The following is a 25120-nucleotide window of genomic DNA, read 5'->3' on the forward strand; positions in this document are numbered from 1 at the left end:
ACTCCTCCCCTGCAAAGGAAGACTGCATGAAACTCGTACGTGTTGGCGCCGAAGGCCACGAACGCCCCGGCCTGATCGATAGCGAAGGCCGCATCCGCGATTTGAGCGGCGTCATCGACGATGTGGCCGGCGAGCACATCACCAACGCCGGCCTGGAAAAGCTGCGCGCGCTGGATGTGACCACGCTGCCGCTGGTCGAAGGCGAGCAGCGTTACGGCGCCGCCGTGGGCCGCATCGGCAAGTTCATCTGCGTGGGGCTCAACTACGCCGACCATGCCGCCGAATCGGGCATGGAAGTGCCGAAGATGCCGATTCTTTTCATGAAGGCCACCACCGCCGTGTGCGGCCCCAACGACACCGTCATCATCCCGCGCGGCTCGGTCAAGAGCGACTGGGAAGTGGAGCTGGGCGTGGTGATCGGCGACGTGGCGCGCGATGTCTCGGTGGACGAGGCCTTGAACCATGTGGCCGGCTACGCGGTGATCAACGACCTGTCCGAGCGCGAATTCCAGCTCGAACACGGCGGCCAGTGGGTCAAGGGCAAGAGCGCCGATACCTTCGGCCCGATCGGCCCGTGGCTGGTCACCCGCGATGAAATCGCCGACCCGCAGAAACTGTCGATGTGGCTGGAGGTCAACGGCCACCGCTATCAGAACGGCAGCACCCGCACCATGGTGTTCGGCGTGGCCGAACTGGTCAGCCACATCAGCCGCTACATGACGCTGATGCCCGGCGATGTGATCAGCACCGGCACCCCCCCGGGCGTAGGCCTGGGCCAGAAGCCGCCGGTCTACCTCAAGCCGGGCGACGTGATGGAGCTGGAGATCGAAGGCCTGGGCCGTCAGCGTCAGCCAGTGGTGGCGCATCCGCGTGATGCGGGTTGAGGTTTTTTGGAAGGACTGAGGGAGTACTGCATTGCAGTGCGTCCCACCTCTCAGAATGTTCTCACGCGAAGGCCGAAGTACTCACACGACACGAATCGTGCAGCAAAGCAAAGCCCCTCTCCCCTCGGGAGAGGGGTTGGGGTGAGGGTACGTCGCCACGGATGCGCGCAACGCGACGTCAGTCCACTTGTCATGTGGCCCTGATATTTCGACGCTCGTGCTCACGCATCACACGCATGTTGCTCTCACGGAGTTTGCTGCCGCATTAAGTGTCTAAACGTTGTAGCGCGTCGATCGCAAAATGCAGTTGGTCGTGCAATGGATTCATTGGGGTGAGTTGCAAACGCCTGAGTCACTGCAGCGCCTCAACACCCCCAGCGCTACGCGTTCGTACCCTCGCCCCAGCCCCTCTCCCGGCGGGAGAGGGGCTCAAGCGCGCTTCACTGCTGTCGTTTTCTTGACCCTTCGTTCTTGCACCCATCTGTTTTCCGCCCGTTTTCACTTCCCGCTTGCCATCGCCAGGACTTTCATGAGCACCATCATTGCCCTCGAGACCCACGACGTCCGCTTCCCCACTTCGCGCGAGCTCGATGGGTCGGACGCGATGAATCCGGATCCGGATTACTCCGCCGCCTATGTCGTGCTGCGCACCGATGCGCCCGATGACCTGGCCGGCTACGGCCTGGTGTTCACCATCGGCCGCGGCAACGATGTGCAAACCGCTGCGGTAGCCGCACTGGCCGAACACGTGGTTGGCCTGCGCGTGGATGAGGTCATCGCCGACCTCGGCGCATTCGCGCGCCGGCTCACCAACGATTCGCAGCTGCGCTGGCTGGGCCCGGAAAAGGGCGTCATGCACATGGCCATCGGCGCAGTGATCAACGCTGCCTGGGACCTGGCTGCACGCGCCGCGAAAAAACCGCTGTGGCGCTACATTGCCGAACTCACGCCCGAGCAGCTGGTCGACACCATCGACTTCCGCTACCTCACCGACGCGCTCACCCGCGACGACGCGCTGGCCATCCTGCGCGCTGCACAGCCGCAGCGCGCGCAACGCATCGCGCAGTTGATCGAGCAGGGCTACCCGGCTTACACCACCTCGCCGGGCTGGCTCGGTTACTCGGACGAGAAGCTGGTGCGGCTGGCCAAGGAAGCGGTGGCCGACGGCTTCCGCACCATCAAGCTCAAGGTCGGCGCCAACGTGCAGGACGACATCCGCCGCTGCCGCCTGGCGCGCGAAGCGATCGGCCCGGACATCGCGATGGCGGTCGATGCCAATCAACGTTGGGACGTGGGCCCGGCAATCGACTGGATGCGCCAGCTGGCCGAATTCGACATCGCCTGGATCGAGGAACCCACCAGCCCGGACGACGTGCTCGGCCACGCCGCCATCCGCCAGGGCATCACCCCGGTGCCGGTATCCACCGGCGAACACACGCAGAACCGTGTGGTGTTCAAGCAGCTGCTGCAGGCCGGCGCGGTGGACCTGATCCAGATCGACGCCGCACGCGTCGGCGGCGTCAACGAAAACCTCGCCATCCTGCTGCTGGCTGCCAAGTTCAATGTGCGCGTGTTTCCGCACGCCGGCGGCGTGGGTTTGTGCGAGCTGGTGCAACACCTGGCGATGGCCGATTTCGTCGCCATCACCGGCCAGATGGAAGACCGCGCGATCGAATTCGTCGACCATTTGCACCAGCACTTCCTGGACCCGGTGCGCATCCAGCACGGCCGTTATCTGGCCCCGGAAGCGCCGGGGTTTTCCGCAGAAATGCACGCTGCCTCGATTGCAGAATTCAGCTACCCCGACGGACGCTTCTGGGTCGAAGATCTGGCTGCCAGCGCGAAAGGCTGAGGCTACGGCCCCTCATCCGCCCTTCGGGCACCTTCTCCCGCACGCGGGAGAAGGAAGCCGCGGCTAGAGGTCGGGGATGCGCAGGCCGGCCATGGCCGGGCCGGATGGTGATTCAGCAGGCTCGGCGCTGCGGGTCGGCGCTTCTGGGGCCAGGTCTTGGACCTGGCGGAACAACGGGTGGCTGACACGCAGCCCACTACAGACACCAAGCAGATAGGGATGCATGGCACAAACGCACCTTGGCCGATCGGCTGCGCCAGCTGCAGCTGATCCACCGCCCCAGTGCCAAGGCCGAGCACGCCCTTCCCGCCTGCGGGAGAAGGTGCCCGCAGGGCGGATGAGGGCGCGGGCTCAGCGCACGGAACAACGAACGGCTGACACGCAGCCCACTACACACACCAAACAGATGGGAGTGCATGGCGCAGACGCTCCACCGCCCCGGTGCCACGCCGAGCACGCCCTTCTCCCGCCTGCGGGAGAAGGTGCCCGCAGGGCGGATGAGGGCGCGGGCTCAGCGCACGGAACAACGAACGGCTGACACGCAGCCCACTACAGACACCAAACAGATGGGGGTGCATGGCGCAGACACACCACCGCCCCGGTCCCAACGCCGAACACGCCCTCATCCGCCCTGCGGGAGAAGGTGCCCGCAGGGCGGATGAGGGCGCTGGCTCAGCGCTGCGCCTGGATCGCTTCGCTCAACGCAAAGATCCGCCCCGCCTCGCGCCATTTCTCCCCAGGCGCGCTGCCCGGCAGCGGTTTCTGGAACCGCCACATCAGGTCTTCCCAGGCTTGAATCCGCGGATCACCCGCATCGCGCGCCGCCTTGGCCGCCGGGTCGTAGTCTTCGCCGACCTCCATCAGCATCACCAGCCGGTCGCCACTGCGAAAGATCTCCAGCTCGCGGATGCCGGCCTGCTGCAGCGAGGCCACGACCTCCGGCCATACCTCATCGGGCCGATGCCAGCGCTCGTAGTCGGCGATCAGCGCCGCATCGTCGTGCAGGTCCAGCACATAGCAAAGACGCGGCATGCTCAGGCTCCTGCAATCACGGGCGCCGCGCGACGGGCACGCAGCGCGAACAACAAGATCACCGCAAAGCATGCGCCCGGCACCACCATCGCCCAATGGATACCGGCCATGTCCGACACCCCGCCCATCACCGCGGTGAGCAACGCGCCGCCGATGATGGACATCACCAGCAACGACGACCCCAGCTTGCGTGCGTCGTCATGCATGCCGTCCAGCCCCAGCGCGAAGATGGTCGGGAACATCACCGACATGAACACGCTGGCGGCCACCAGTGCGTACAGCCCGGTCCAGCCCGGCAGCGCGATGGCCACTGCGCACAGCACCAGATTGATCGTGGCAAAACTCGCCAGCAATTTGGCCGGCGCCAGATACCGCAGCAGCGCGGTGCCCACGAACCGCCCGGCCATGAACAGCACCAGCGAAATGGTCAGATAGCTCGCTGCAGTTTTTTCCGGCGTGCCCGGCACGGCGTCCTGCAGGTAGCGGATCAGGTAGCTCCAGATGCCGACCTGCGCGCCCACGTAAAAGAACTGCGCCACCACCGAAAACACGAACAGCCGGTTACGCAGCAATTCGCCAAAGCGTGCGCGCCTGGGAGCTTCGCCGGGGGCCGCCTCCGGGGCGCCGGTGGGAAAGCGCACCAGCGCGATCAGGATCGCCCACAGCACCACCACCACGCCGATGATCAGGTACGGCATCTGCACGGCGGCCGATTCGGTGGCGAAGAACGCCTCGCGCGCGGCTGGCGCCATCGCCGCCAGTTCGGCCGGGCTGTGCTCCACGCCGGAGAAGATGAAGTGCTGGCCCACCAGCACGCCGGTGATCGAGCCAAGCGGGTTGAACGCCTGCGCAAGGTTCAGCCGTCGCGCCGCACCGTCGGCGGGGCCCAGCACGGTCACTAGCGGATTGGCGGTGGTTTCCAGAAACGCCAGGCCACTGGCAATCACGAACAAGGCCAACAGGAACAGCCAGTAGGTATGCACCTGAGCGGCCGGATAGAACAGGAACGCACCGCACGCATACAGCAGCAGGCCCAGCACCACCGCAGCCTTGTAGCTGTAGCGGCGCATGAACATCGCCGCCGGCATCGCGAACACGAAATAGCCCATGTAAAAGGCGCTCTGCACCAGCCCGGCCTGCAGGTCGGTCAGTTCGAAGGCCTTCTTGAACTGCTTGATCAGGATGTCGTTGAGGTTGTTGGCCATGCCCCATAAAAAGAACAGGCTGACGATCAACAACAGGGGAACCATGGCGGTACGCGCCAGGTTGCCGCGCGGTGACGCGGCAATGTCACTGTGATGCATGCGACCGATCCCCTCCCAAGGCTGTGGCGCTTGCGTTGCAATCCAGCGAGCGTACTGCGCACGCCAACGCCATGCAAATATAAAATCTTTGTTTATATTTGCACGCGCAGCATCCCACTGACCCGTGCCCGCGATGCCTGTACCCTGGCGCGCCGCACCCTGCCCTGGAACCGCAAACGGATGAGCACCGAACCCGCCAAGTACCGCGCGCCGGCCCTGGACAAGGGCCTGGACATCCTGGAACTGCTGGCGCGTGACGCGCGGCCGATGAGCATGGGGGCGATTTCGCAGGGTGTGGGGCGCTCGCGCGGGGAGATCTTCCGCATGCTGCAGGTGCTGGAAGAACGCGGCTACCTGATGCGCGACGCCGAGGGCGACTATGTGCTGACCAACCGGCTGTTCATGCTCGGCATGCAGCAGCCGCAGGTACAGAACGTCACCGAAGCCGCGCTGCCGGTGATGCGGCGCCTGGCCGATGCGATCTGCCAGCCCTGCCATCTGGTGGCGCCGTCGGGCGACCAGATCGTGGTGATCGCACAGATGGACGTGCCCAGCGACCTGGGCCTGGTGGTGCGCCCGGGACATCGTCGCCCGCTGGCCCACTCCACGTCCGGCCTGGTGCTGTTCGCGTTTCAGCAAGCCGACGTGCAGGGGCGCTGGCTGGAGGCGCTGGACGCCAGCGCGGTTGCCTACGACCGCGCGCAGTTCCTGAAGGACGCGCAGCAAACACGTCGCGATGGCTATGCGATGCATGCCAGCGAAGCGGTCGTCGGCGTGATCGACCTCACCGCTCCGATCCTGCAGCACGGCAGCGCCACCTACACGCTGACGGTGCCCTTCATCGAACGTCGCCCGGAGCTGGTCAACGCGCGCGCAGCGCTGCAAGCCCTGTGTGCGGCAACGGCCGAGATTTCCGATGCGCTGATGTATCACCCGCCACGCGCATTGGGCGGGTGAATCGGGCCAGAGCGGGCTTGGCGCTTGGGGCGATGTCGCACGTGCGCGATCACCGGCGATGGGGTGACCGACAAGACGGGGCAATGCCGCGTGGAGCTGCGATGGCACTCGAACGACCGTGATTGCACGCGCCTCAGCTGCGGCTGCGGCAGATCGACGCGGCTGTCCGTTGCAGTGGCCTGGGCAGCGCCTCCGCGGTGCTCGTCGAAGCTGTTGCGTGCAGTGGCGAGCAGCGTGATTTCCCGCAGGAAGCCAGCATAGCGGCCGCTACGATAGCCAAGGCTATAAAGATCAGACCGACCTTCGCGTGCGGGCAAAACGCCCGAAAGCGCGTTTTGCGTTGTTACACTGCGCGCCCCTTGGGGAGTAGCCTGCTTTCGTCCATCGAAAGCGCCTGCATCAACATCCTCGGCCGTTGCGCCGTGGTGCAGGCAACCAGTGTGGTTTGGCGAGACCAACGACATGCGTGCCTGACGATGGTTGGCGCGGGCGCATGCCGTTGTGAACGTGCCCAACCCGAGCGTGTCGATGTCTCCTGTTTCCATTGTGTTGATCGGTTTTGCGATGTCCACCGATGCCTTTGCCGCCGCCATCGGCAAGGGCGCTGCGATGCGCAAGCCGCAGTGGCGTGATGCATTGCGCGCCGGCCTGGTCTTCGGCTGCATCGAAGCCATCACCCCGGTGATCGGCTGGCTGCTGGGCCGTGCCGCCTCCAGCCATCTGCAGGCCTTCGATCACTGGATCGCCTTCGGCCTGTTGGGCGCGTTGGGCGTGCACATGATCGTGGCCGGCCTGCGCAACGAGCCGGACGATGCCGAAGACGCAGCCTCCCAGACGTCGAAGCGGCACGGCTTGCTGGCCTTGGCCACCACCGGCTTTGCCACCAGCATCGACGCGATGGCAGTCGGCGTCAGCCTGGCGTTTCTCGACGTGCACATCGGCGTGGTGGCGGTGGTGGTGGGCCTGTGCACCTTCAGCATGGTCACCGCCGGCATCATGCTGGGGCGTGCACTGGGCGCCTTGATCGGCAAGCGCGCCGAGATCCTCGGCGGCGTGATCCTGGTGATCGTCGGCAGCGTGATCCTCTACGAACACCTCAGCGGCGCGGCATAAGCGCAGGCAGTTGTCGTAGGAGCGCACCCGGGCGCGACGGGCATTACCGGGAAAGCCCCGTCGCGCCCGGGTGCGCTCCTACGATGCATGGCATGCGCTCCGCGCGCGATCGGCATCGTGGGATGTTTACTCGATGCCGACTGCATCGCCGTATGTCGCGGTGATGGCGGGGATGCACCCGTCAGCGGGTTTTCGCGTCGTGGTACGCACTCAAAAACGCGCGCAGCGAGGCCGGCTTCACAGGCTTGGTCAGCAGGCGGTAGCCGCGTTCGCGCGCAAGCTGTTTGAGCTCGTCGCGGCCGTCGGCGGTGAGCAAGGCGCCGGCGATCGGTGCGGTTGCCGCGGCCTGCACGGCATCGAGCGTGTCCAGGCCGTCCAGGCGGTCGTGCAGGTGATAGTCCACCAGCATCAGGTCCGGTTGTTCGCGCGCACGCTCCAGCGCCTGGTCCACGGTACTGGCGGTGATGACTTCCACCTGCCAGCGGCCGAGCAGCGCGCGCATGCCGTCGAGGATTTCGCGGTCGTTGTCCACGCACAGCACGCGCAAGCCGGCCAATGAATCGCCACTGGGCGACGCGCGCGTGGCCGGCACCGGCAACAGCGGCGCCACCGGTACCGCCGCCACGCGCGGCAGCAGGATCGAGAACATGCTGCCGCGGCCGACCTGGCTGCGCGCGCTCAAGTCGTGGTCGAGCAGGCGCGAGATGCGTTGGCAGATCGACAAGCCCAATCCCAGGCCCTGCTCGCCCCAGTCGAACGGCTGCTGGTAGCGGCGGAACTCTTCGAAGATCTGCCGCATGTGATGTTCGGGAATGCCCGGGCCGGTGTCCCATACCTGCAGCTCCACCTGCTGCCCGCGCCCGCGCATGCCCAGCACGATGCGTCCCTGGCGCGTGTAACGCAGCGCATTGGCCAGGAAGTTCTGCATCACCCGGCGCAGCAGCCGGCGGTCGCTACGCACCCAGATCGTGCGGCTGTGCACCTGCAGGCGCAGGCCACGGCTGGCGGCCACCGGTGCGTACTGCGCGGCCAGCTCGTGCATCAGTGCGCTGGCATCGAAATCTTCCACCGTCGGCCGCAGGCCACCGGCATCCAGCCGCGAGACATCCAGCAGACCATCGAGCAATTCTTCGGCCGCACGCAGCGAGGCATCCACGCGTTCGGCCAGATGGCGTTGTTCTTCGTTGTTCTGGTGGCTCTCGCGCAGCGCGGAGGCGAACAGGCGTGCGGCGTTGAGCGGCTGCAACACGTCGTGGCTGATGGCGGCCAGAAAGCGGGTCTTGGATTGCTGCGCCAGCTCGGCCTCGCGCGAGCGGTCGGCCACGCGCTGTTCCAGGTTTTCGTTGGCGTCCAGCAGCGCGCGCTCGGCGCGCTTGTAATCGGTGATGTCGTTGTAACTGGTGACGTAGCCCCCGCCGGGCAGCGCCTGGCCACGCATTTCGATCACCTTGCCGTCGCTGCGGGTGCGCTCGAACACATGCGGCGAGCCGGCGCGCATGTGGCGGATACGGCGGTCGATCTGGTCTTCGATATCGCCCTCGCCCAGCTCGCCACGCTCGGCGTTGTAGCGGATCAGGTCGGCCACCGGGCGGCCGACGTACAGCATGCCGTCGGGGTACCCGAACAGCTGCTGATAGCGCCGATTCCACGCGGTCAGGCGCATGTCCGGGTCGACCACGCTGACCGCGGCGCTGATGTTTTCCAGCGTGGTGGACAGGATCTCGCGGTTGAAGCGCAGCTCCTGGCCGGCCTCGTCCAGTACCGCCACCACTTCACCCAGCTCCATGCCCGAACCGCGCAACAGGCTGGTCAGCACCAGCCGTGCGGAGGCCGCACCGATGGAGGCTGCCAGCAGGCGCTCGGTGAATTGCACCCAGGCGCGGTCGGCCACCACGGTCGGCTGCAGCTCGCGCTCCAGCAACTGCGCCTGCTCCACGAACGCACGGCGCGCATGCCGCTCGCCCACCACGCGCTCGGCCAATGCCTGCAGGTCGCCCACCCGCACATGCCCCGGCCATTCGCCGGCCACCGCCGGACGCTGCGCATACGGGTCCAGGAAGGGCGCGGCACGCAGCCGCTCGTCCACCCCGGGGCGCCAACGCGCCGACACCAGCATCATCGCGCCGACGTTGATCAGCAACGACCAGAAGGTGCCGTGCGCCAGCGGGTCCCAGCCGCGCATGCCGAACAACTGCTGCGGCTGCAGCCACGCAATGCCGAATGGCCCGTCCACCAACCACTCCGGCTGCAGCCAGCCCGCACGCGTGGCGGCCGGCAGCAGCAGCGTATAGATCCAGGTCATGAAGCCGAGCACCATGCCGGTCTCCACGCCCTTGCGGCTGGCGCCGCGCCAGTACAGCCCGCCGATCACGCCCGGCGCAAATTGCGCCACCGCCGCAAACGCCATCAACCCATACGCGGCCAGCGTGGTGTCGTTGGCCACGCTGCGGTGATAGCCATAGGCAACCAGCGCCAGCAGCAAAATGGCGACGCGGCGGATCCACAGCACGCGCGAGGCCACTGCCGCACGCGCGTTGGCGCTGACGCGGCGGCGCAGCAGCACCGGCATCACCAGATCGTTGCTGACCATGGTGGCCAGGGCGATGCTGGCTACGATCACCATGCCGGTGGCCGCCGAAAAACCACCCACGTAGGCCACCAACGCCAGCACCGTGCTGCCCTGGCTCAGCGGCAGCGCCAGTACCACCGCATCGTCCACCACCGCGCTACCCTTGCCGAACAGCGCGATGCCGGCCGAGGCGATCGGCACCACCATCGCCGAGATGATCACCAGGTACGCCCCGAACAACCAGCGCGCGCGACGGATATCGCCGACATCGCTGCATTCCACCACTGCCACATGGAACTGCCGCGGCAGGCAGATCACCGCCAGAAAGCTCAACAGCGTCTGCGAAATGAACCCCACCGATGGCGTGTGCTCGAACAGGGTGCGCGCCGAATCGGCGATATGCAGCTGGTGGTCGCTCAACCACAGCCAGGCAAACAGGCCCACCGCCACGATGGCGATCAGCTTGATCACCGACTCCAGCGCGATGGCCAGCATCATGCCGTGATGGTGCTCGGTGGCATCCACCTGGCGGGTGCCGAAAAGTGTGGCGAACAAGGCCATCAACAGCGCCACGTACAACGCCGGGTCGGCGAAGATGCCGCGCCCGGCGCTGCTATGCCCGGTCAGCACCTCCAGGCTCATTGCCACCGCTTTGTACTGCAGCGCCAGGTACGGCACGATGCCGACCAGTGCGATCACCGCCACCAACGCCGCCAGCCGCCGCGAGCGGCCATAGCGCGAGGAAATGAAATCGGCGATGGAGACGGTGTTTTCGGCGCGTGCGATCAGCGCCAGTCGCTCGATGATGCGCCAGCCGAACAGCAGCAACAGCAACGGCCCCAGATAGATCGGCAGATAGCCGATGCCGTTGCGCACTGCCGAGCCGACTGCGCCATAGAAGGTCCACGACGAGCAGTACACCGCCAGTGCCAGGCTATAGACCGCCGGCCGCAGCCATGGCCGCTCCGGATACATCGGCCGGCGGTCGCCCCACCACGCCACGCCGAACAGCAACGCGGCGTAGCCCACGGAAACCAGCAGCAGGATCCAGCTTGATACCAAGGGGCGTTCCCAGGCGGCGCGATGCGAGCCTGGGAGTTTACGCAGTGGGATTGGGGATTGGGGATTGGGGATTGGGGAATCGTGCCGGACTGTTTGACGTAGGGCGAAGCCCTTCGGCCACCTCTGGCAGTTCCTGCCGTCTTGCAGGAGGTGTGGTGTCGTGATGTAGGCGTTGCACGCGTTTCGCGCTGCCGGGACGCCGGTCCTTTGAATCAGCCGCTGACCAGGGGCATCGGGCTGAAGGTCAGACGCCCCCCATCCGCCCTTCGGGCACCTTCCCCCGCAGGCGGGAGAAGGGACCGCGGTTGCGATGTGCCATGCACTGGCGTGTCGCATCTCCGGCCCACCGAGCTGGCCAGAGGCGTTGGGCTGAAGGTCAGACGCCCCCCATCCGCCCTTCGGGCACCTTCCCCCGCAGGCGGGAGAAGGGACCGCAGTGCGGTGTGCCATGCAATCGCCTGTCGCATCTCCGGCCCACCAGGTCAGGCAGCCGGCAGGGGGGCGTCTGCCTCATGGCTGACCAGAGCGTGCACGGTCGGGCGACATGCACTGTTACGGCCGGCGACGATGCAGCGTTACGGTTGGGCGGCGCTGCGCCGTTGTCGCGATCAGCCGATGATGCAGCGGCCACCCGGTGTTGGCCGCTCCCCTCTCCCGCCTGCGGGAGAGGGTGCCCGGAGGGCGGGTGAGGGCCGCTCAGCCCGGCAGCCGCACCTGCACCCGATACACCCGGCCGGCGGTCACCGCGTGCACGCGCTGGTCCGCGCTGACCACGCCATCCACCAGCACCTCCGTCGCCACGCGTCCGGCTTCGCGCTGCAGCTGCACCTCGAACTGCGCGCCCCGGAACTGGCGCGTGACCTGCGCCTGCGGCCAGTGCGACGGCAGCTGCGGACGGATCGCCAGCGCATCGCCCTCGCCGACCAACCCGAACAGACCCTCCAGCACGCAGCGATACACCCAGGCCACCGTGCCGGTGTTGAACAACTGGCTCGACCGCCCGGCGGTGCGCGGATACTGATGCCAGGCACCGCGGTAATAGTTGGGCAGCGACACCGGCAGATGGCCGCGCTGCAGCACGTCCTCGCGCGTCGGGCCCGGCAGCATCGCGCGCAGGATCTCCCACGCGCGGTCGGCCTCGCCGATCTGGTACAGGCTGTACAGATAGAACGCCACCGCGTGGTTGTAGACCGCGCCGTTCTCTGCCGCGCCCGGCCACTTCTGGGTCAGCCGCCCCACGTCGTCGCGCATGTGCGTGTACGCCGGCGCCAGCATCACCGGGCCATACGGGGTGTGCAGCTGCTCTCGCACGGCCTCCAGCAGCGCCGCGCGTTGCTGTGCATCCGCAGTGCCGGCCAACAGCGCGAAACTCTGCGGATTGAGATAGATGCGCCCCTCCACATCGTCGGCAATGCCGAAGCGCACACCGTCGTCGGTGATGCCGCGCGCATACCAGTTGCCGTCCCACAGCTCGCGATTGGCGTCGGCATTGACCGCGCCCACCGCCTGGCCAAACCTCTCCGCCTGTGCGCTGCGTCCGTGCGCAGCGCAGATGTCCGACCACAGCCGCAGCGCATACGCGGTGGCCACGGTCAGCCAGCCGGACACACCCTTGCCGCGCCAGCCGACCATGTTCATCGGGTCGTTCCAGTCACCCTGGGCGATGAAGCTCAAGCCGCGTGCATCGCGTGCATCCAGCAGCCACTGCATGGCCGCATCCAGCCGCTCGGCCACGCTCAGCGCCTGGCCATCCTGCGTGCGCACCACTGCCTCCAGCACGCTGGCATCATTGGTTTCGGCCAGATACGCGCTCAGGAAGATAGGCAACCACACGCAGTGGTCGGTATGCGGTACCTGGTTGATGTATTTGAGCTCGGCGCCTTCCACCAGCAGGATGCCGTCCGGCATCGCACCGCTGGGTTCCTGCTGCGACAGCGCGTGCAGCAGCGCCGCACGCGCGGTGGCCGGCTGCAGGTAGGCCATGCCCATATGGTCCTGCAGATAATTGCGCGTCTGCGGATCGGTGGTCAGGCGATTGACGTCGCCGTGGTAGAACACCTGCCGCGGCAACCAGTGGTTGACCAGATTGTCCAGCGCCGCATCCGGCGTGGCGATCTGCACGCAGCCATGGCCGGCCTGCAGGTACTGCGCATACTCACGTGCCGCCTGCGCAAAGCCTGCTTCCGACAGATAGCGCGCACGCAGCGCGGCGATCTCTGCATCGTCCTTGGCCGGCCCGAACGCGAAGCGGTACACGCTCGCCGCGTCCGCTTCCAGACGCAGGCGGTATTGCAGCGCCGCCGCCGGGGTTTCGTAATGCGCGTCGCTGTTGCCCAGTTGCTCGGCCTGGATGGCGGAGGGCGCATGCAACCCGCCTTCGCCTTCGAACGCCAGTTGCTGCGCGTCCCACGCCACCGGCGGTTGTTCGTGCAACAGGAAGGTGCAGTCCTTGAAATCGCGCTGGCGAAAGTAGTCGTCCACCTTCTGGTACGGCGCCACGCTACGGCAGACGATGCCGCCCAGCGCCGGCTCGTAGCCGCCGGACTGATGCATCCACGACATGTAGCCAACCGGGAAATACACGTACAGGCTCAGCCTGCGCGCACGCCCGGAAGCGTTGTGTACGCGGCATTCCCACAGCTCCACCGCATCGTCGGTCGGCAGGGCCACGCATAGCTCCACCACGATGTCGTCGTGCTGCACGCGCCAGCGCACATCGTGCTTGCCGGCGGAGAATTCGAATGCCTGCGGCTGCGCGCGCACCGGCTCGTACGGCACCGAATACAACGCGCCGGTGTCTTCATCCTTGAGATAGAAAAAGCGCCCGGGATGGTGCGCGTAATACGGCTGCTCCGGCATCATGAAGTTGCGCGCCTCCAGCACCGGCGCATGCGCGTACTTGGACGGCTCCGGCTGCATGAACTGGCCGGTGGCATAGCCGCGACAGGTGAGCTGCAACATCATGCGGCGGTTCCACAGGAACCCGCCGGCATTGGGCATTGCGGTGGGGCTGTAGAGCGCATAGCGCGCGCCGTCGGCGCTGGGCGCCAGCAAGGTGGACAGATCGTCGGACGCAGCAGTGGGCAGTGCAGACACGGTCAGGGGTGCTCCGGTTCGTCGCGCTTGCGCGCGGCCAGTTCGTGCTGGATGCGGCGCAGCAAGCCGTCATCCAGCGGATAGAAACGCATGGTCCAGGCCGCCAGCAGCGCCACTGCGCCGGGGATGACCGTCAGCAGTAGCACGATGCCGGTCAGCGAGCCGGTGGACTGCGCGCTGTTGGCCACATAGCCCATGCCGGCCAGCACCCAGGCGATGCCGGCCGAGGCGAGCGCGCCGCCAAGCTTCTGCGAAAACGTGGCCGCCGCAAACGTCATCGCGGTGGCACGCCGGCCGGTGCGCCATTCGGTGTAATCGGCGCTGTCGGCGTACATCGAAAACGCCAGCGGCGACTTCGGCCCCAGTGCCAGCCCGATCAGCATGTTCAACGCAAAGATGGCCCACACCGCATCGGCAGGCACGAAGAACATCGCACAGCTCAGCAGGCCGACCATCACCATCAGCCCGCACATCAGCTGGCGCTTGTCCCAGTGCCGGGTCAGCAGCGGCGTGATTGCCGCACCCACACCCAACGCCACCGAATAGCAGCCCAGGAACAGGCCGACCAGATCCGGGCGCTGCACGTAATACTTGAGGTAGTACACGCCCGCACCGCCGCGCATGGTGATGGTGATCATGATGATCAGCGACAGCACGAACAGCACGCACCACGGCTTGTTCTGCAACAGGTCGACGATGTCGCGGCGTACCGGCGTGCGTTGCTGCGGCGGTGGCTGCACGCGCTCGCGCGTGGTCAGGGCCACGCCGACGAACAGCGCCACCGCGATGGCGCCATACAGCATCATCGTGCGCTGCCAGCCCAGCGCATCGTTGCCACTGCCGAACCAGCGCACCAGGTCCATCGTGAAGTAATTGACCAGCGTAGTGCCCGCAAATGCACCGATGAACCGCAGGCTGATCAGACCGGTGCGCTGCTTGCTGTCGGCGGTGATCACGCCCGACAACGCCGAGTACGGAATGCTCACCACCGTGTAGGCCAGCATCATCACCAGGAAGCTGAGCGTGGCCCACACCATGCGCCCGTGTTGATCCAGCTCCGGGGTGGTGTAGGCAAGCACGCCGGTCGCTGCCATCGGCACCGCGCCCCACAACAGATACGGGCGGAACTTGCCCCAGCGGCTGCGGGTGCGGTCGGCGATGGCGCCCATGGCCGGGTCGGCGATCGCATCGGCGATCTTGGTCAACAAAATCATCGTGCCGACTGCCGCAGCCGGCAGGTGCATGGTGTCGGTGTAGAAGATCAGCAGAAACGCCGAGATGTTGGCCCAGTAAAGATTCAGGCCCAGATCGCCGGCGCCGTAGCCGAGCTTTTCGCGCCAGCGCAGGGGCGCCGATGCAGGAGACGTTGCGGGGGGTGACGTCATCGGCAGACCTTCGCATGCGTTGTACCCGGCCGGGCACGCCGTTACGCTGGGTGCCCGCTCACCTGGCAAGGAGCGCCGACGCTACACCACGCATCGGCTGCCGCCAACGTGAAATCCGCTCAAATGCCGAATCGATCCGGAGATATAACCTGACGTGATGGACACCGCCGTCCCCGCCACGCCCGCGTCCGCTTCGCCCCTGGCCATCGTCGTGATGGGCGTGTCGGGCAGCGGCAAGACCACCATCGCGCAGGCGCTCGCCGCGCATTACGGCTACCGCTTTCTGGATGCCGACGACTATCACAGCGTGGCCGCACGCGCACAGATGGCCGCCGGCCAACCGCTCACCGATGCCATGCGCCTGCCCTGGGTGGAACTACTGGCCGCCACCCTGCGCGACTGCGTGCATGCCGGGGAATCGGTGGTGCTGGCGTTCTCGGGTTTACGCGGTACGCACCGGCAATTGCTGCGCGGCAGCGGCATACCGATGCGCTTCGTGTTCCTGCATGCGGCCCCGCACGTGATTGCCGCACGCCTGAGCGCGCGCGCCGGCCACTTCATGCCGCCCAGCCTGCTCGACAGCCAGCTGCAGACCCTGGAGCTGCCGCTGGACGAAGCGGACGTGGTGTCGGTGGATGTGGACGCCACGGTGGCGGAGGTGGTGCAGGATGCGATCACGCAGCTGGCGCTGATCGCCCCCACTGCGGTGCACAACGCCGCACCCTCGCCTCAAAACGCCTGACGCACCAGCTAACGCAGCCCGCCATCGCACGCCCGGGCGTCTCCCGCTCACATGGGAACAGGACGGCGCGCAGCACCGGATGGGGATGCAGGCCAAGCCACGTGGGTGCGGACGACACAGCGGCATCGCCCCTTACCTCTACGTGTTCGACGCACGCCGGCGGCGAGTGCCCCAAGGCACGCGTGACAACGGCGCGCAGGCAGTGCCATTCGCCAGAGGGGAGTGGGCTTACCCCTCACCGCAGCGTACGTTGCGTTCGATCAATCAGAACGCGCAACGCGTGCAGTGCTGCAGGCCAATGCCACCACCACCGCCACCAGAGAACGCTGCGCAGCGCGCAGCGATCGCGGCGTCACCGCCGTGTCGATCCACCGCACAAGGTGGCGCAACATTTCCTGGTTACTTTTTGCAAACCGCTGATTTGCAGGGACATTCGGCGCTTTCTGGCTGAATCATTTTTTCTATCGCACACACGCTAAATAGTGATGAATCATCACCATTTGTGCGATTAACGCACGCGTTGAACGCAAATTTTGCGAGCTGGTACGACCAGATCCAAGCAGACCCGACCACTCTCTGAATGCAGCGGCCAAGGCCGTGTTGCACGGTCGCCGCAATCGGCGATCTTCATCCAGCAGATCCGGGGGGATCCAGCGCTTCCTTCCATCAATGGACACGCCGTGATGACAAATCCCAATCGCCGTTCGCGCTTACGCAGTTTGACGCTCATCCCTTGCCTGCTCGCCAGCGCAGTGGCTTTCGCCCAATCTGGCGCCACAACCGCGCAGGCGCCCGTGTCGTCGCTGGATACGCAGGCGTTCGCGCGCTCCGGCGAGGTCTGGCGCAGCTTCGGCAATGCGCTGCCCTTCGCCAGTCCCACCAGTTGGCCGATTGCCGGCGGTGGTTATTTGAACCAGCGCTTCGCGCCAGGCGAGTGGAAGATCAATCGCAGCACCGTCTCCTCGCTCAAGCCGGCGTGGACCCTGACCACCACCGGCGACATCTCGGCAACGCCCAGCATCGAGGGGGGCACGCTGTATGTCCCCGACTGGGGCGGCACGCTGTACAGCGTCGATACCCAGACCGGCAAGCCGAACTGGCAGGCCAAGCTGTCCGACTACACCGGCAAGAGCACCTCGCTGTCGCGGACCACCCCGGCCATTACCCCCAAGAGCATCATCCTGGGCGACATGGCCGGCGGCACCGTGCTGGCCCTGGACAAGAAGACCGGCAAGTTGCTGTGGAAGAGCGAGGTGGAAACCAATTCGCAGGCCCAGATCACCTCGTCCCCTGTGGTCTACGGAAACCGCGTGTACCTGGGCGTGTCGTCCAGGGACTACGAGAGTCTTGACCCGACCCATCGGTTCTCGTTCCGCGGCAGCGTCGTGGCACTGGACCTCGCTACCGGCAAGAAGGTGTGGCAGTTCTACAACGCACCCGAAGGCTATACCGGCGCGTCGACATGGGGCCAGGTCGCCGTCGATCCCATCGCACGCCGCATCTACTTCGGCACCGGCAACAACTACAACATTCCTGCCAGCGTGGGGAACTGCGTGTCCAACGCACGTTCGTACCGTGGCAGCGAGCTGACGGTGCAGGATGAACTCGACTGCATGGCGCCGGATAACTATGTCGACTCGGTGGTCTCGCTGAATCTGGACACCGGCAAGCTGGTCTGGGCAAACCGGAACCAGGGGTATGACGCCTGGAACCTGTCCTGCATCCTCGCTCCCACCAATGGCCTGTGCCCGAATACCCAGGCGACCAATCTGACCGGGCCCGACTACGATTTCGGTGGCGCAGGCATCAACCTGTTCTCCGTCCAGCGCGATGGCAAGCTGCAGCAATTGGTCGGCGCCGGCCAGAAGAGCGGCATCTACTGGGCCTTCGACGCCAAGACCGGCGCCAAGGTGTGGTCCACGCAGGTCGGCCCCGGTGGCACCACCGGCGGCATCGAGTGGGGCGCGGCGTTCGACCCCTACAAGTCGCGCGTGTATGTGGGGATCAACAACAATTTGAATACCCCCTACACGCTGGCGCCGGGCAATACCGTCAGCCATAACGGCGGTTCGTGGGCAGCGTTGGATGCGGCCACCGGCCGGATCCTGTGGCAGGTCAAGGCGACGGGCCTGAACCCCGTCAACCCGGTCGTGCCGGCGGGTGCCCAGGGCCCCATGAGCGTGTCGCCCAACCTGGTGTTTGCCGGCTCGATGGCAGGCAACATGGTGTCCCTGGACAGCGACACCGGCGCCACCCTGTGGAACTACAAGGCGACCGGCTCGGTGATGAGCGCACCATCGATCGTGGACGGTGCGCTGTACTGGGGCTCCGGCTATGCGCGCAACAACTTCGGCGTCGCAGCCACGGCCAACCAGTTGATCAAGTTCGTGCCGGACGCTGCTGCAGGCAAGTAGGGGTCAACATGGATGCTCTGCGCTGCCTGACGCGCAGCACGGCATGACAACGGCGCCACCTTCGGGTGGCGTCGTTGTGTCTGCAGTTGTCCTGATCCTCGCGCTCGATGCGCGGGAGCATGCTGCATGTCTTGCTACTGGGGCATGGCCATAGCGAGGGACATTCGAGCTCCCATCCGGTGCAGTTGGACGCAGCGCAGCGGCACTGTCTTTGAATCGCCGCTGCTGTGTGGGCGCTCATTCCTCCAGGTGATGCGATGCGCACGCCTTGCATACCGATCGGCCGAGGCAACGACACCGCGCCTCTGATCCACATCCAACGCAGCTCACGTGTTGGTATTGGCCGCGGTGGTGGTGCGCCGTCCGGCCGCGCTGTTGTAGCAGCAGGGCCCCTACAGGCGGGTCACCTGGCATAGCCGGATCTGCCCTGCCTCCAACCCATGCGCCTCGGCCGCCCTTCGGCGCAGCGCGCATACCAATCCCGCTGCATCCAGCCCGCCGTCGGCAGGCACATCCACGCTGTGCGTCAATTGACCCCACACCACCGGCCGGCCATCGCAATAGCCTTCGTAGTCGGCAAAATAATGCAGCTGGCGCGGCTCAGGTCCCGACATGGACATCGCCCTGGATCTCCGTGCAGCCCAGATGCTCCAGCGCGATTTCCAGCCCGAGCAGATAACTCTGCGCGCAGTAGCCGCGCACGGTTGCAATGCAGGGCGCAAACCCCGGTGGCAAGCACCGCTCCGGCCGGTCCGCACTGTCGTCGTGGGTCTCCACGAACGGATACGGCAATGCGCCCAGCACACGGTGCAGACGCGCACTGTCCACGCAACTGCCCGGATCGATCAACGCGATCTCCATCCGCGCCTGCCCCGCCACGCGCAAGGCATCCAGCAATTCCTGCTCCGACCCACAGGCCCGCAATGCCACGGTCTTGCCCGCATCGCCGGCGCATTGCACCAGCTGGCGAATGACGGCCCGCGGCAGCGGCTGCGGCCCACGCACCAGTGGCAGCGACGCCTCCGGCCCGCGCACGATCATGATCGACATGGCGCGCTCCTCAGGCAGCCACGCGCAACGGCGCGTGCAGCGACGGCAGGCAACGCGCGGCAATGCCGAGCGACATCGCATACGCACGCGGCGCATCGTGCGGCGTGATCACCACCGCCAGCGGCGCGTGCTGCGCATGCAGCCACGGCTCCAGCTCCTGATCGGCATCGGTATGCACCTCGATATACGGCGTGGGCAACGCATCCACGGCAGCGCGCAAGGCCCGCGCGCAACTGCGCTCGGACAAGGGCAGATCACCCGAATCCAGCAACACCAGCTCCACCTCGGCATCGCCACCGGCCGCATGCAACTCGGCGATCAGGCTGTCTACATCGGCACACGCCAGCGTGCGCAACGCACGGCCAGCACACTCGTGCGAATGCATCGGCACCAACGGTGCAGCATCAGCCTGAGGACCTCGCAAAATCAGGATACACATCGTGTTCGACTCAACGCACCACAGTGCGGGAGTGCCAAGGTAGGCCTGGGAGGCATAAAGGGGCTATTCGCGCGCTAGAGCGCGGCATAAAGAATGCGTAATAGCATGCTCGCGAGACACAAAACACGACTAGAACCTGCTCTCACATTGTGGCAACCTAGGCGTGGAGCGCATTGGATCGGTTATGGGGAGCCTAGCTGCTACAGCAACAACTATTTCGGACATCGGATCTGAAAACGCGGGTCCGGTTACGTCTTGGACAACTGTTTAAGAAAATTCACTACCTTAGCCCGAGATTTATATGATTCGCAGAGTAGTTTTTCTGTCATTGATGTTAGCGAGCTTCCAGAGCTTTGCGGCCTACTCCGTCGTGGGACAGAAGATAAAGAATATTTCCACCGGCTGGGGAGGCGAGGCTATATACGTGGTCACCGAAGGTAGTCTTCCTGCAGGAGCGAGCTGCGGGGGTGGAAATCGTTTCATAATTGCGCCCAGTGCACCTATGTATAAAGAAATGCTTTCCATGGCGCTAACGGCACTTCAAAATAAAAATACACTGGAATTTTATGTCGATGGATGCAACGGAAATTCAATGCAAATCAAAGCCCTCTCTATATCTGAATAAGCTCCTGACTTAGGATTAAAAATTCAATAAACTAAGATCTCCTGTCGGCCTTTCTCAAGCTCGACCCAGCAATAATTCAGAGTCTCCGGGCACACTAGCTTAGGAGGCCACGATGCGCCAAAGCCAGTTCATAGCGAGCCAGAGCGTTGCCATGCGTAGTAGACCTAAGGCGGCCGCCAGGTTAAGGTTGTCTGCCGTGAGTTGGCATTTCGGACGCGACTTACTCCCTTTGGAAATCCAACCACGGTGACATGGAAGCTGCTGACGTGAAGTGCCTTCGCGATCTGAAGCGCAGCCGCTCAACGCGTGTATGAGCTGGCGATGGAAACCACGCGCTGAATGATGTCCTCGTAAAGAAGCTGTGACCCCGGCGCGTAAGCGCCTAGCTTCTTGCCTGGCTCTTTGAGCAACATGGCTAGACGAGCGCAGCAGGACATTGATCTGTGGTTGCCTGAGCTCGCTCAACAACGCGCTGAGCGCCGCCTTGATAGGGATGACGAGATAATTGCGTTGCCGACGCCTCATAACCTGAGTAGCGATTGGGTTTAGAGACCGGGAAACGATATCGATATTGGCCATATGTCATGCATCCGCGGACGGCGTATTACCTTCTAATTAGTTTCAGTGATCGTTCTTTTCGTTGTGTTGGGGTTGCCAGCGCTCGATCTAGTGCGTGCACATAGCGTTGTCAGCCGCCGCTGCTGGTTAAGGCAGTGTCGCGCAGCTGTCGTTGAGCGATTAGACCTAAATATTTCATTAGGCCTGCCAGGCTGGATCAGCCTTAACTAAATCAAACGTATGCTTTGGATCAGGTCAAGACCCCGTATATTCTAGATCTCGCTCAAAATATAGTGAGCAGTCTCGCGGTCCGGCCACGCTGAGCAATCTCCCGTTCCCTGCACATGAACCCTAAGCCCTTGTGTATGCGCACTTAAGAGCAAGGCATACATTGCCCTTCCCGTGTTCGTGGAAAGCGATATTGACCAGGCAGTTGACGAACATTTCGGAGGATTCGCATGATCTCCACTTAAAGAAAAGAAGACCACATCATTAGCATGAGGCATCAACTGCATCACTTTGCCAGATCCATTGCCCGCCACTAGCGAGAATGATGAAGATAATAGTAAAAAACATAAAAAAATATTTCTACTAAACATTAAATAAATTTCCGCATGTTTGATATTGGTTTATGGGGTGGCCGAACTCGTTTTTCTAACACTAGTTGGTCTTGCGAATGCATCGAACGAGAGAACCTCTCGAGCGTAATTGACTCCATCCTGTCGCACAGACTCTGACCTGAGAGGGCGCAAAGCAGCTTCTGCAAGGCCATCACCCTGATACTGGCGCGTTGCGCCTATAATCGGCAGATAAGGCAGATTTGATCTTCCCAACTCGTAAGTAAAATTCTCTACACGGGCCACTGCTGCGGGACCGGTTCCAGTCTCCTTCCTCAACATTTTCCGCTCGTTGTAACGATAGCTATTGCCGAAAGTGTAACGGGTCCACTCACCCGGTCCACTCACCTCAGTTGAAACAGAGCCTGCGCAATTGTCAGAAAGGCAAATAGGATCAACAATAATGTATGTACTGATGTCTGTAATGGCCTTGCCTTCATCGGCAAGTCGGCTGTATGTATAGGGGCGAGGAGCCCAGCTTCCTGGAGGTGCATAGCCCGCAGGTTTATCCCAGAACCCTGCAACTTCAGCGCTACTCTGTACTCCGTTGTAGCGATAAGTCCATTGTACTTCAGGAACTCCTGGACCGCTGACAGTTTTTCGAATCAAACTATTGGTCCAGTAAAAGCGGACATAATCAGAATATGCGGCGCCCGGCTCTGGACCACCATCACCTGCGCTAGGCTGGCACTGCTGCGGAACGTTTGACCGTCCCCGTAAAAAAGGGCGAATCTCAAATATGCCAAGAGCTCCTGAAGGATGTCTGACAAATAGATTTTTGTTCGTCGTGGCTATTGTTACACCATCATCAATCGTACCGGGGTAGTTGCAACTGGAGGGATCCATCTCACTAACGCTAAATGCTTTGAAGTAATTAGTTAGGTCGTACGACCAGGCACTGCCATCAGGTAGATTGACCCTGGTGAGGGACTGACCATCGGGTGAGTACGAATAACTCCACGTCCTTCCATTCGCTGAAGCGCTTACTACCTTTCCATTGCCGTTATAAGAAAGAGCAATAAAGCGCCCATCATTACTCTCGATTGCGTCCAAGCGAATGGGTTGATCGGATGCATTGCTATAGCGATAGGAAACCCAGTTTCCATATCGGTCTTCGATTCGTGAAACGTACAGTGTATTCCGACGACGGATCATCTCTTGCTCATAGACATCTCCAAACCCGCCGCTTGGCTGCGAAATCGTATACACGAAAGATTTACGGATTGTTGGTTCATGGAATTGCGCCATCCAATCAAACCAGTATTTTGTCCCGTCAGCAGTAATTGCCAGGAATCCTTCGCCTGACGTATTTTTGATTGAGGGCAAGCATGAGAACCAGGTCCGACTACTGGTTATCCATCGAAAGCCTCCACCGCTCGTCGGAGCAGGTAGCCCCGAAGTAGGCGTCAACAGCTCGCCGCCACCAGGCATCTCGGCTTGTAGCCCATACCAGTAGTCCATCGGTGCAAACTCACCGATCCACGGCGGCACACGCTGACCGGAACAACGCTGGTCACTCCATCGGTATATCGTGCCTGGATTGATGACCATCCCCTGAGGTCCAAGCACGCTACCTGTCAGCTTTTGCGCGAATACTCCACTGATGCGTGGGATGTCCAGCACCCAGTCAGCAAACGGCTGATCATCAATTGGTGGATCAACATTCGCATACTGTGCAGCCACCACCGGGTCTTTCACCGAAAATCCACGAACCAAATTTACAGGCAATGAAGAATTCCCTTCAATTGCAATATCTACTTGGCTAAACGAGACTCGACCGGTATAAAAGTCGATGCTATCGCCTAACAAGCTCTCATGTACTTGTTCAGATACCTGGGATTTCTTAATGTACCTTGCATAATCTTCCCACGGCGTTTGCTGTGAATAAGAATTTGAACAAGTCATGAGAATCGAGATTGACACCATGAGCAGCCTTATATTCATACCTTCCTAATCTCAATGCTTTCAGTAGTAGGCGCCCGCACAACAACAAATTTATTTAAATTTACAATTAAAAACATTTAATTGGACTTAGCTTATACGGAAAGTAGCTTCATGACAGCGCTCGTCGCCGCAAAAAAAAACTTGGACTTGCTTGAAATAATTACGTTGTAACATGAAATATCTAGACCCAAGCCTTAACTAACTGGCTATTTAAACTACCGTGGCCGGCCCCTAAAATCACCAAAATTTTCCCCTCCGCTGCGCCGGCGGCGAATATTAAGTACTCAATAGCTTCATTTTCATCTTCATAAGAAGTTGTTACAACTGATAAATTTTCACTATTCTCAAGCAGAATATCTAGTTCATCCTCCGTTTGACTCGCGAAATCTCCTACGAAGCATAGTTCTTTGCAACCAAACTCAATCAATACCTTGGAAGACTTTAGCATCGCATCCATTTCCTCCTTTGAGTAGGCTGGCAACATGGCGACAAAGCCCTGCTCGCCTAGAAGAGAAAGTGCTTTGCCCAAGCAGTCTGGGGCGCAGATCAACATCTCCCGATCTTTTCTCGTAATTATTTTCATCAGGTACTTGCAGGCGGAGTGGGCGGAGTGGGCGGAGTGGGCGGAGGGGAACGAGGGGTCGGAGGGGGAGAATTTTTTAATTTCTCAATGTTCTCTCGAAATGTTCTAATTTCATTCTCCAAATGTCTGACTCTTCGTTGCTGCTGTAATTTCACTGCAGCTTCTGGCATTTTCTCCATTCCTGGCTTGACAGTTGGATTATTTTTAAAATCTTCAATTTTCTTTGCATGCTCGGCAATTCTATTTTCCAAAGATCGAATTCCTCTTCTCGCTTCGTTGCTAATTTCACGTCTAGCTACGCCACCAACCAAACCAATAGCACGCCCTCCCGTAGCAACCAGCGCCAAGCCTGCTACAGCTCCGACGGCACGACTCTCTGATCGCACCATAAACTCGTCTCGAGATATCTCCCCGCGATTCATGGCAGCGATGTCACGATCAATCGCACATGTTGATGGACCGTCGCACCGACCATCTGGATCCGTCTTGGTATATGGATTGTTGGAAGCATACCAGTAGCGATTAAAATTAAGCCCTGATATAGGACTAGTGCCTACTGGATCAACACTTAGAAATCTGCCAATATTTGGATCGTAATAGCGCTGCTGCATATATGTTAGCCCTGTTGCAGCATCCATTACATGCCCCGTGTAGCCAATTCCATCTGTGGGTGCCCCTAAGTTGGCACCATAAGGCTCGTACTCTCGCCGTTCAATAACGTTGCGACTTTCATCCGTTAGCACAGAAACAGAGCCAAGACCATCTGTATGTACATAACGAACAACTTGCGCTGAGGCGACCGAGCAGAAGCTGAGGGAAAGTACACACGCAAGTAGTGCGCACAGCCAACCGTTCACAATTTTTGTAGTTTCACTCATTGCCATTTCCGATATT

General features: G+C 62.5%; 18 protein-coding genes, 1 pseudogene and 1 riboswitch. Of the genes and pseudogenes, 8 read left to right on the forward strand and 11 right to left on the reverse strand.

Features of this window, described 5'->3' with window-relative positions; genetic code table 11:
• The first annotated feature begins 26 nt into the window (after nt 1-26).
• Nucleotides 27-884 (forward strand): fumarylacetoacetate hydrolase family protein, encoded by an 858-nt coding sequence (locus tag ACCQ12_RS19615; RefSeq protein ID WP_184375587.1) that lies wholly within the window; start codon nt 27-29, stop codon nt 882-884.
• Nucleotides 885-1413: 529 nt separating this feature from the next.
• Nucleotides 1414-2736, forward strand: a complete 1323-nt coding sequence (locus ACCQ12_RS19620; RefSeq protein ID WP_372382515.1) for an L-fuconate dehydratase — start codon at nt 1414-1416, stop codon at nt 2734-2736.
• A 672-nt stretch (nt 2737-3408) separates the two neighbouring features.
• Here ACCQ12_RS19620 and ACCQ12_RS19625 read toward each other — a convergent pair.
• Both ACCQ12_RS19625 and fucP read right to left on the reverse strand, forming a co-directional pair.
• Nucleotides 3409-3768: an L-fucose mutarotase gene (locus ACCQ12_RS19625; protein ID WP_166744534.1), complete on the reverse strand. Its 360-nt coding sequence runs from the start codon at nt 3766-3768 to the stop codon at nt 3409-3411.
• Nucleotides 3769-3770: 2 nt separating this feature from the next.
• The gene (fucP, locus tag ACCQ12_RS19630; protein WP_372382516.1) at nt 3771-5072 is read right to left on the reverse strand and encodes an L-fucose:H+ symporter permease; all 1302 of its coding nucleotides are present in this window, start codon (nt 5070-5072) and stop codon (nt 3771-3773) included.
• Nucleotides 5073-5252: 180 nt separating this feature from the next.
• Between fucP and ACCQ12_RS19635 the strand changes: the two genes are divergently transcribed.
• Nucleotides 5253-6029 (forward strand): IclR family transcriptional regulator, encoded by a 777-nt coding sequence (locus ACCQ12_RS19635; RefSeq protein WP_104581498.1) that lies wholly within the window; start codon nt 5253-5255, stop codon nt 6027-6029.
• A 355-nt stretch (nt 6030-6384) separates the two neighbouring features.
• Nucleotides 6385-6545, forward strand: a riboswitch (yybP-ykoY riboswitch).
• A 12-nt stretch (nt 6546-6557) separates the two neighbouring features.
• Nucleotides 6558-7142, forward strand: a complete 585-nt coding sequence (locus tag ACCQ12_RS19640) for a manganese efflux pump MntP (RefSeq protein WP_372382517.1) — start codon at nt 6558-6560, stop codon at nt 7140-7142.
• A 181-nt stretch (nt 7143-7323) separates the two neighbouring features.
• On the opposite strand, the gene ACCQ12_RS19645 is transcribed toward ACCQ12_RS19640, so the two are convergent.
• From ACCQ12_RS19645 to ACCQ12_RS19655, 3 genes are all read right to left on the reverse strand, one after another.
• Nucleotides 7324-10773, reverse strand: a complete 3450-nt coding sequence (locus ACCQ12_RS19645) for a NahK/ErcS family hybrid sensor histidine kinase/response regulator (protein WP_372382518.1) — start codon at nt 10771-10773, stop codon at nt 7324-7326.
• A gap of 696 nt (nt 10774-11469) precedes the next feature.
• Nucleotides 11470-13869, reverse strand: a complete 2400-nt coding sequence (locus tag ACCQ12_RS19650; protein WP_372382519.1) for a GH36-type glycosyl hydrolase domain-containing protein — start codon at nt 13867-13869, stop codon at nt 11470-11472.
• Between the two features lie 2 nt (nt 13870-13871).
• Complete coding sequence (locus ACCQ12_RS19655) at nt 13872-15254, reverse strand: MFS transporter (protein WP_372382520.1); 1383 nt, start codon at nt 15252-15254, stop codon at nt 13872-13874.
• 157 nt (nt 15255-15411) lie between these two features.
• Here ACCQ12_RS19655 and ACCQ12_RS19660 point away from each other — a divergent pair, with 157 nt between their 5' ends.
• Entirely contained in the window at nt 15412-15996 is a 585-nt protein-coding gene (locus ACCQ12_RS19660) for a gluconokinase (RefSeq protein WP_068838605.1), read from the forward strand.
• A gap of 683 nt (nt 15997-16679) precedes the next feature.
• The gene (locus ACCQ12_RS19665) at nt 16680-18410 is read left to right on the forward strand and encodes an outer membrane protein assembly factor BamB family protein (RefSeq protein ID WP_372382521.1); all 1731 of its coding nucleotides are present in this window, start codon (nt 16680-16682) and stop codon (nt 18408-18410) included.
• Nucleotides 18411-18802: 392 nt separating this feature from the next.
• Here ACCQ12_RS19665 and ACCQ12_RS19670 read toward each other — a convergent pair whose 3' ends face one another.
• Genes ACCQ12_RS19670 through ACCQ12_RS19680 form a run of 3 tightly spaced genes read right to left on the reverse strand, consistent with a single transcriptional unit; the run spans nt 18803 to nt 19899 of the window.
• Nucleotides 18803-19030, reverse strand: coding sequence for a hypothetical protein (locus tag ACCQ12_RS19670; protein WP_166744530.1), 228 nt, complete (start codon nt 19028-19030; stop codon nt 18803-18805).
• Entirely contained in the window at nt 19011-19460 is a 450-nt protein-coding gene (locus ACCQ12_RS19675) for a 3-dehydroquinate dehydratase (protein ID WP_039412262.1), read from the reverse strand. The genes ACCQ12_RS19670 and ACCQ12_RS19675 overlap by 20 nt, the downstream gene beginning before the upstream one ends.
• A 10-nt stretch (nt 19461-19470) precedes the next feature.
• Complete coding sequence (locus ACCQ12_RS19680; protein ID WP_372382522.1) at nt 19471-19899, reverse strand: hypothetical protein; 429 nt, start codon at nt 19897-19899, stop codon at nt 19471-19473.
• 301 nt (nt 19900-20200) lie between these two features.
• On the opposite strand from ACCQ12_RS19680, the gene ACCQ12_RS19685 reads away from it, so the two are divergent.
• Complete coding sequence (locus ACCQ12_RS19685; protein ID WP_166750816.1) at nt 20201-20524, forward strand: hypothetical protein; 324 nt, start codon at nt 20201-20203, stop codon at nt 20522-20524.
• A 112-nt stretch (nt 20525-20636) separates the two neighbouring features.
• A pseudogene (locus tag ACCQ12_RS19690) lies at nt 20637-21037 on the forward strand (transposase); the annotation flags it as partial.
• A gap of 674 nt (nt 21038-21711) precedes the next feature.
• Here ACCQ12_RS19690 and ACCQ12_RS19695 read toward each other — a convergent pair.
• From ACCQ12_RS19695 to ACCQ12_RS19705, 3 genes are all read right to left on the reverse strand, one after another.
• Complete coding sequence (locus tag ACCQ12_RS19695; RefSeq protein WP_372382523.1) at nt 21712-23643, reverse strand: RHS repeat domain-containing protein; 1932 nt, start codon at nt 23641-23643, stop codon at nt 21712-21714.
• Nucleotides 23644-23824: 181 nt separating this feature from the next.
• Nucleotides 23825-24226, reverse strand: a complete 402-nt coding sequence (locus tag ACCQ12_RS19700; RefSeq protein ID WP_372382524.1) for a DUF7684 family protein — start codon at nt 24224-24226, stop codon at nt 23825-23827.
• Nucleotides 24226-25104, reverse strand: a complete 879-nt coding sequence (locus ACCQ12_RS19705; protein WP_372382525.1) for an RHS repeat domain-containing protein — start codon at nt 25102-25104, stop codon at nt 24226-24228. Before ACCQ12_RS19705 ends, ACCQ12_RS19700 begins: the two co-directional genes overlap by 1 nt.
• Nucleotides 25105-25120 lie beyond the last annotated feature (16 nt).

It is taken from the genome of Xanthomonas sp. NCPPB 1068, assembly GCF_041479385.2.
Taxonomy (GTDB): domain Bacteria; phylum Pseudomonadota; class Gammaproteobacteria; order Xanthomonadales; family Xanthomonadaceae; genus Xanthomonas; species Xanthomonas cannabis.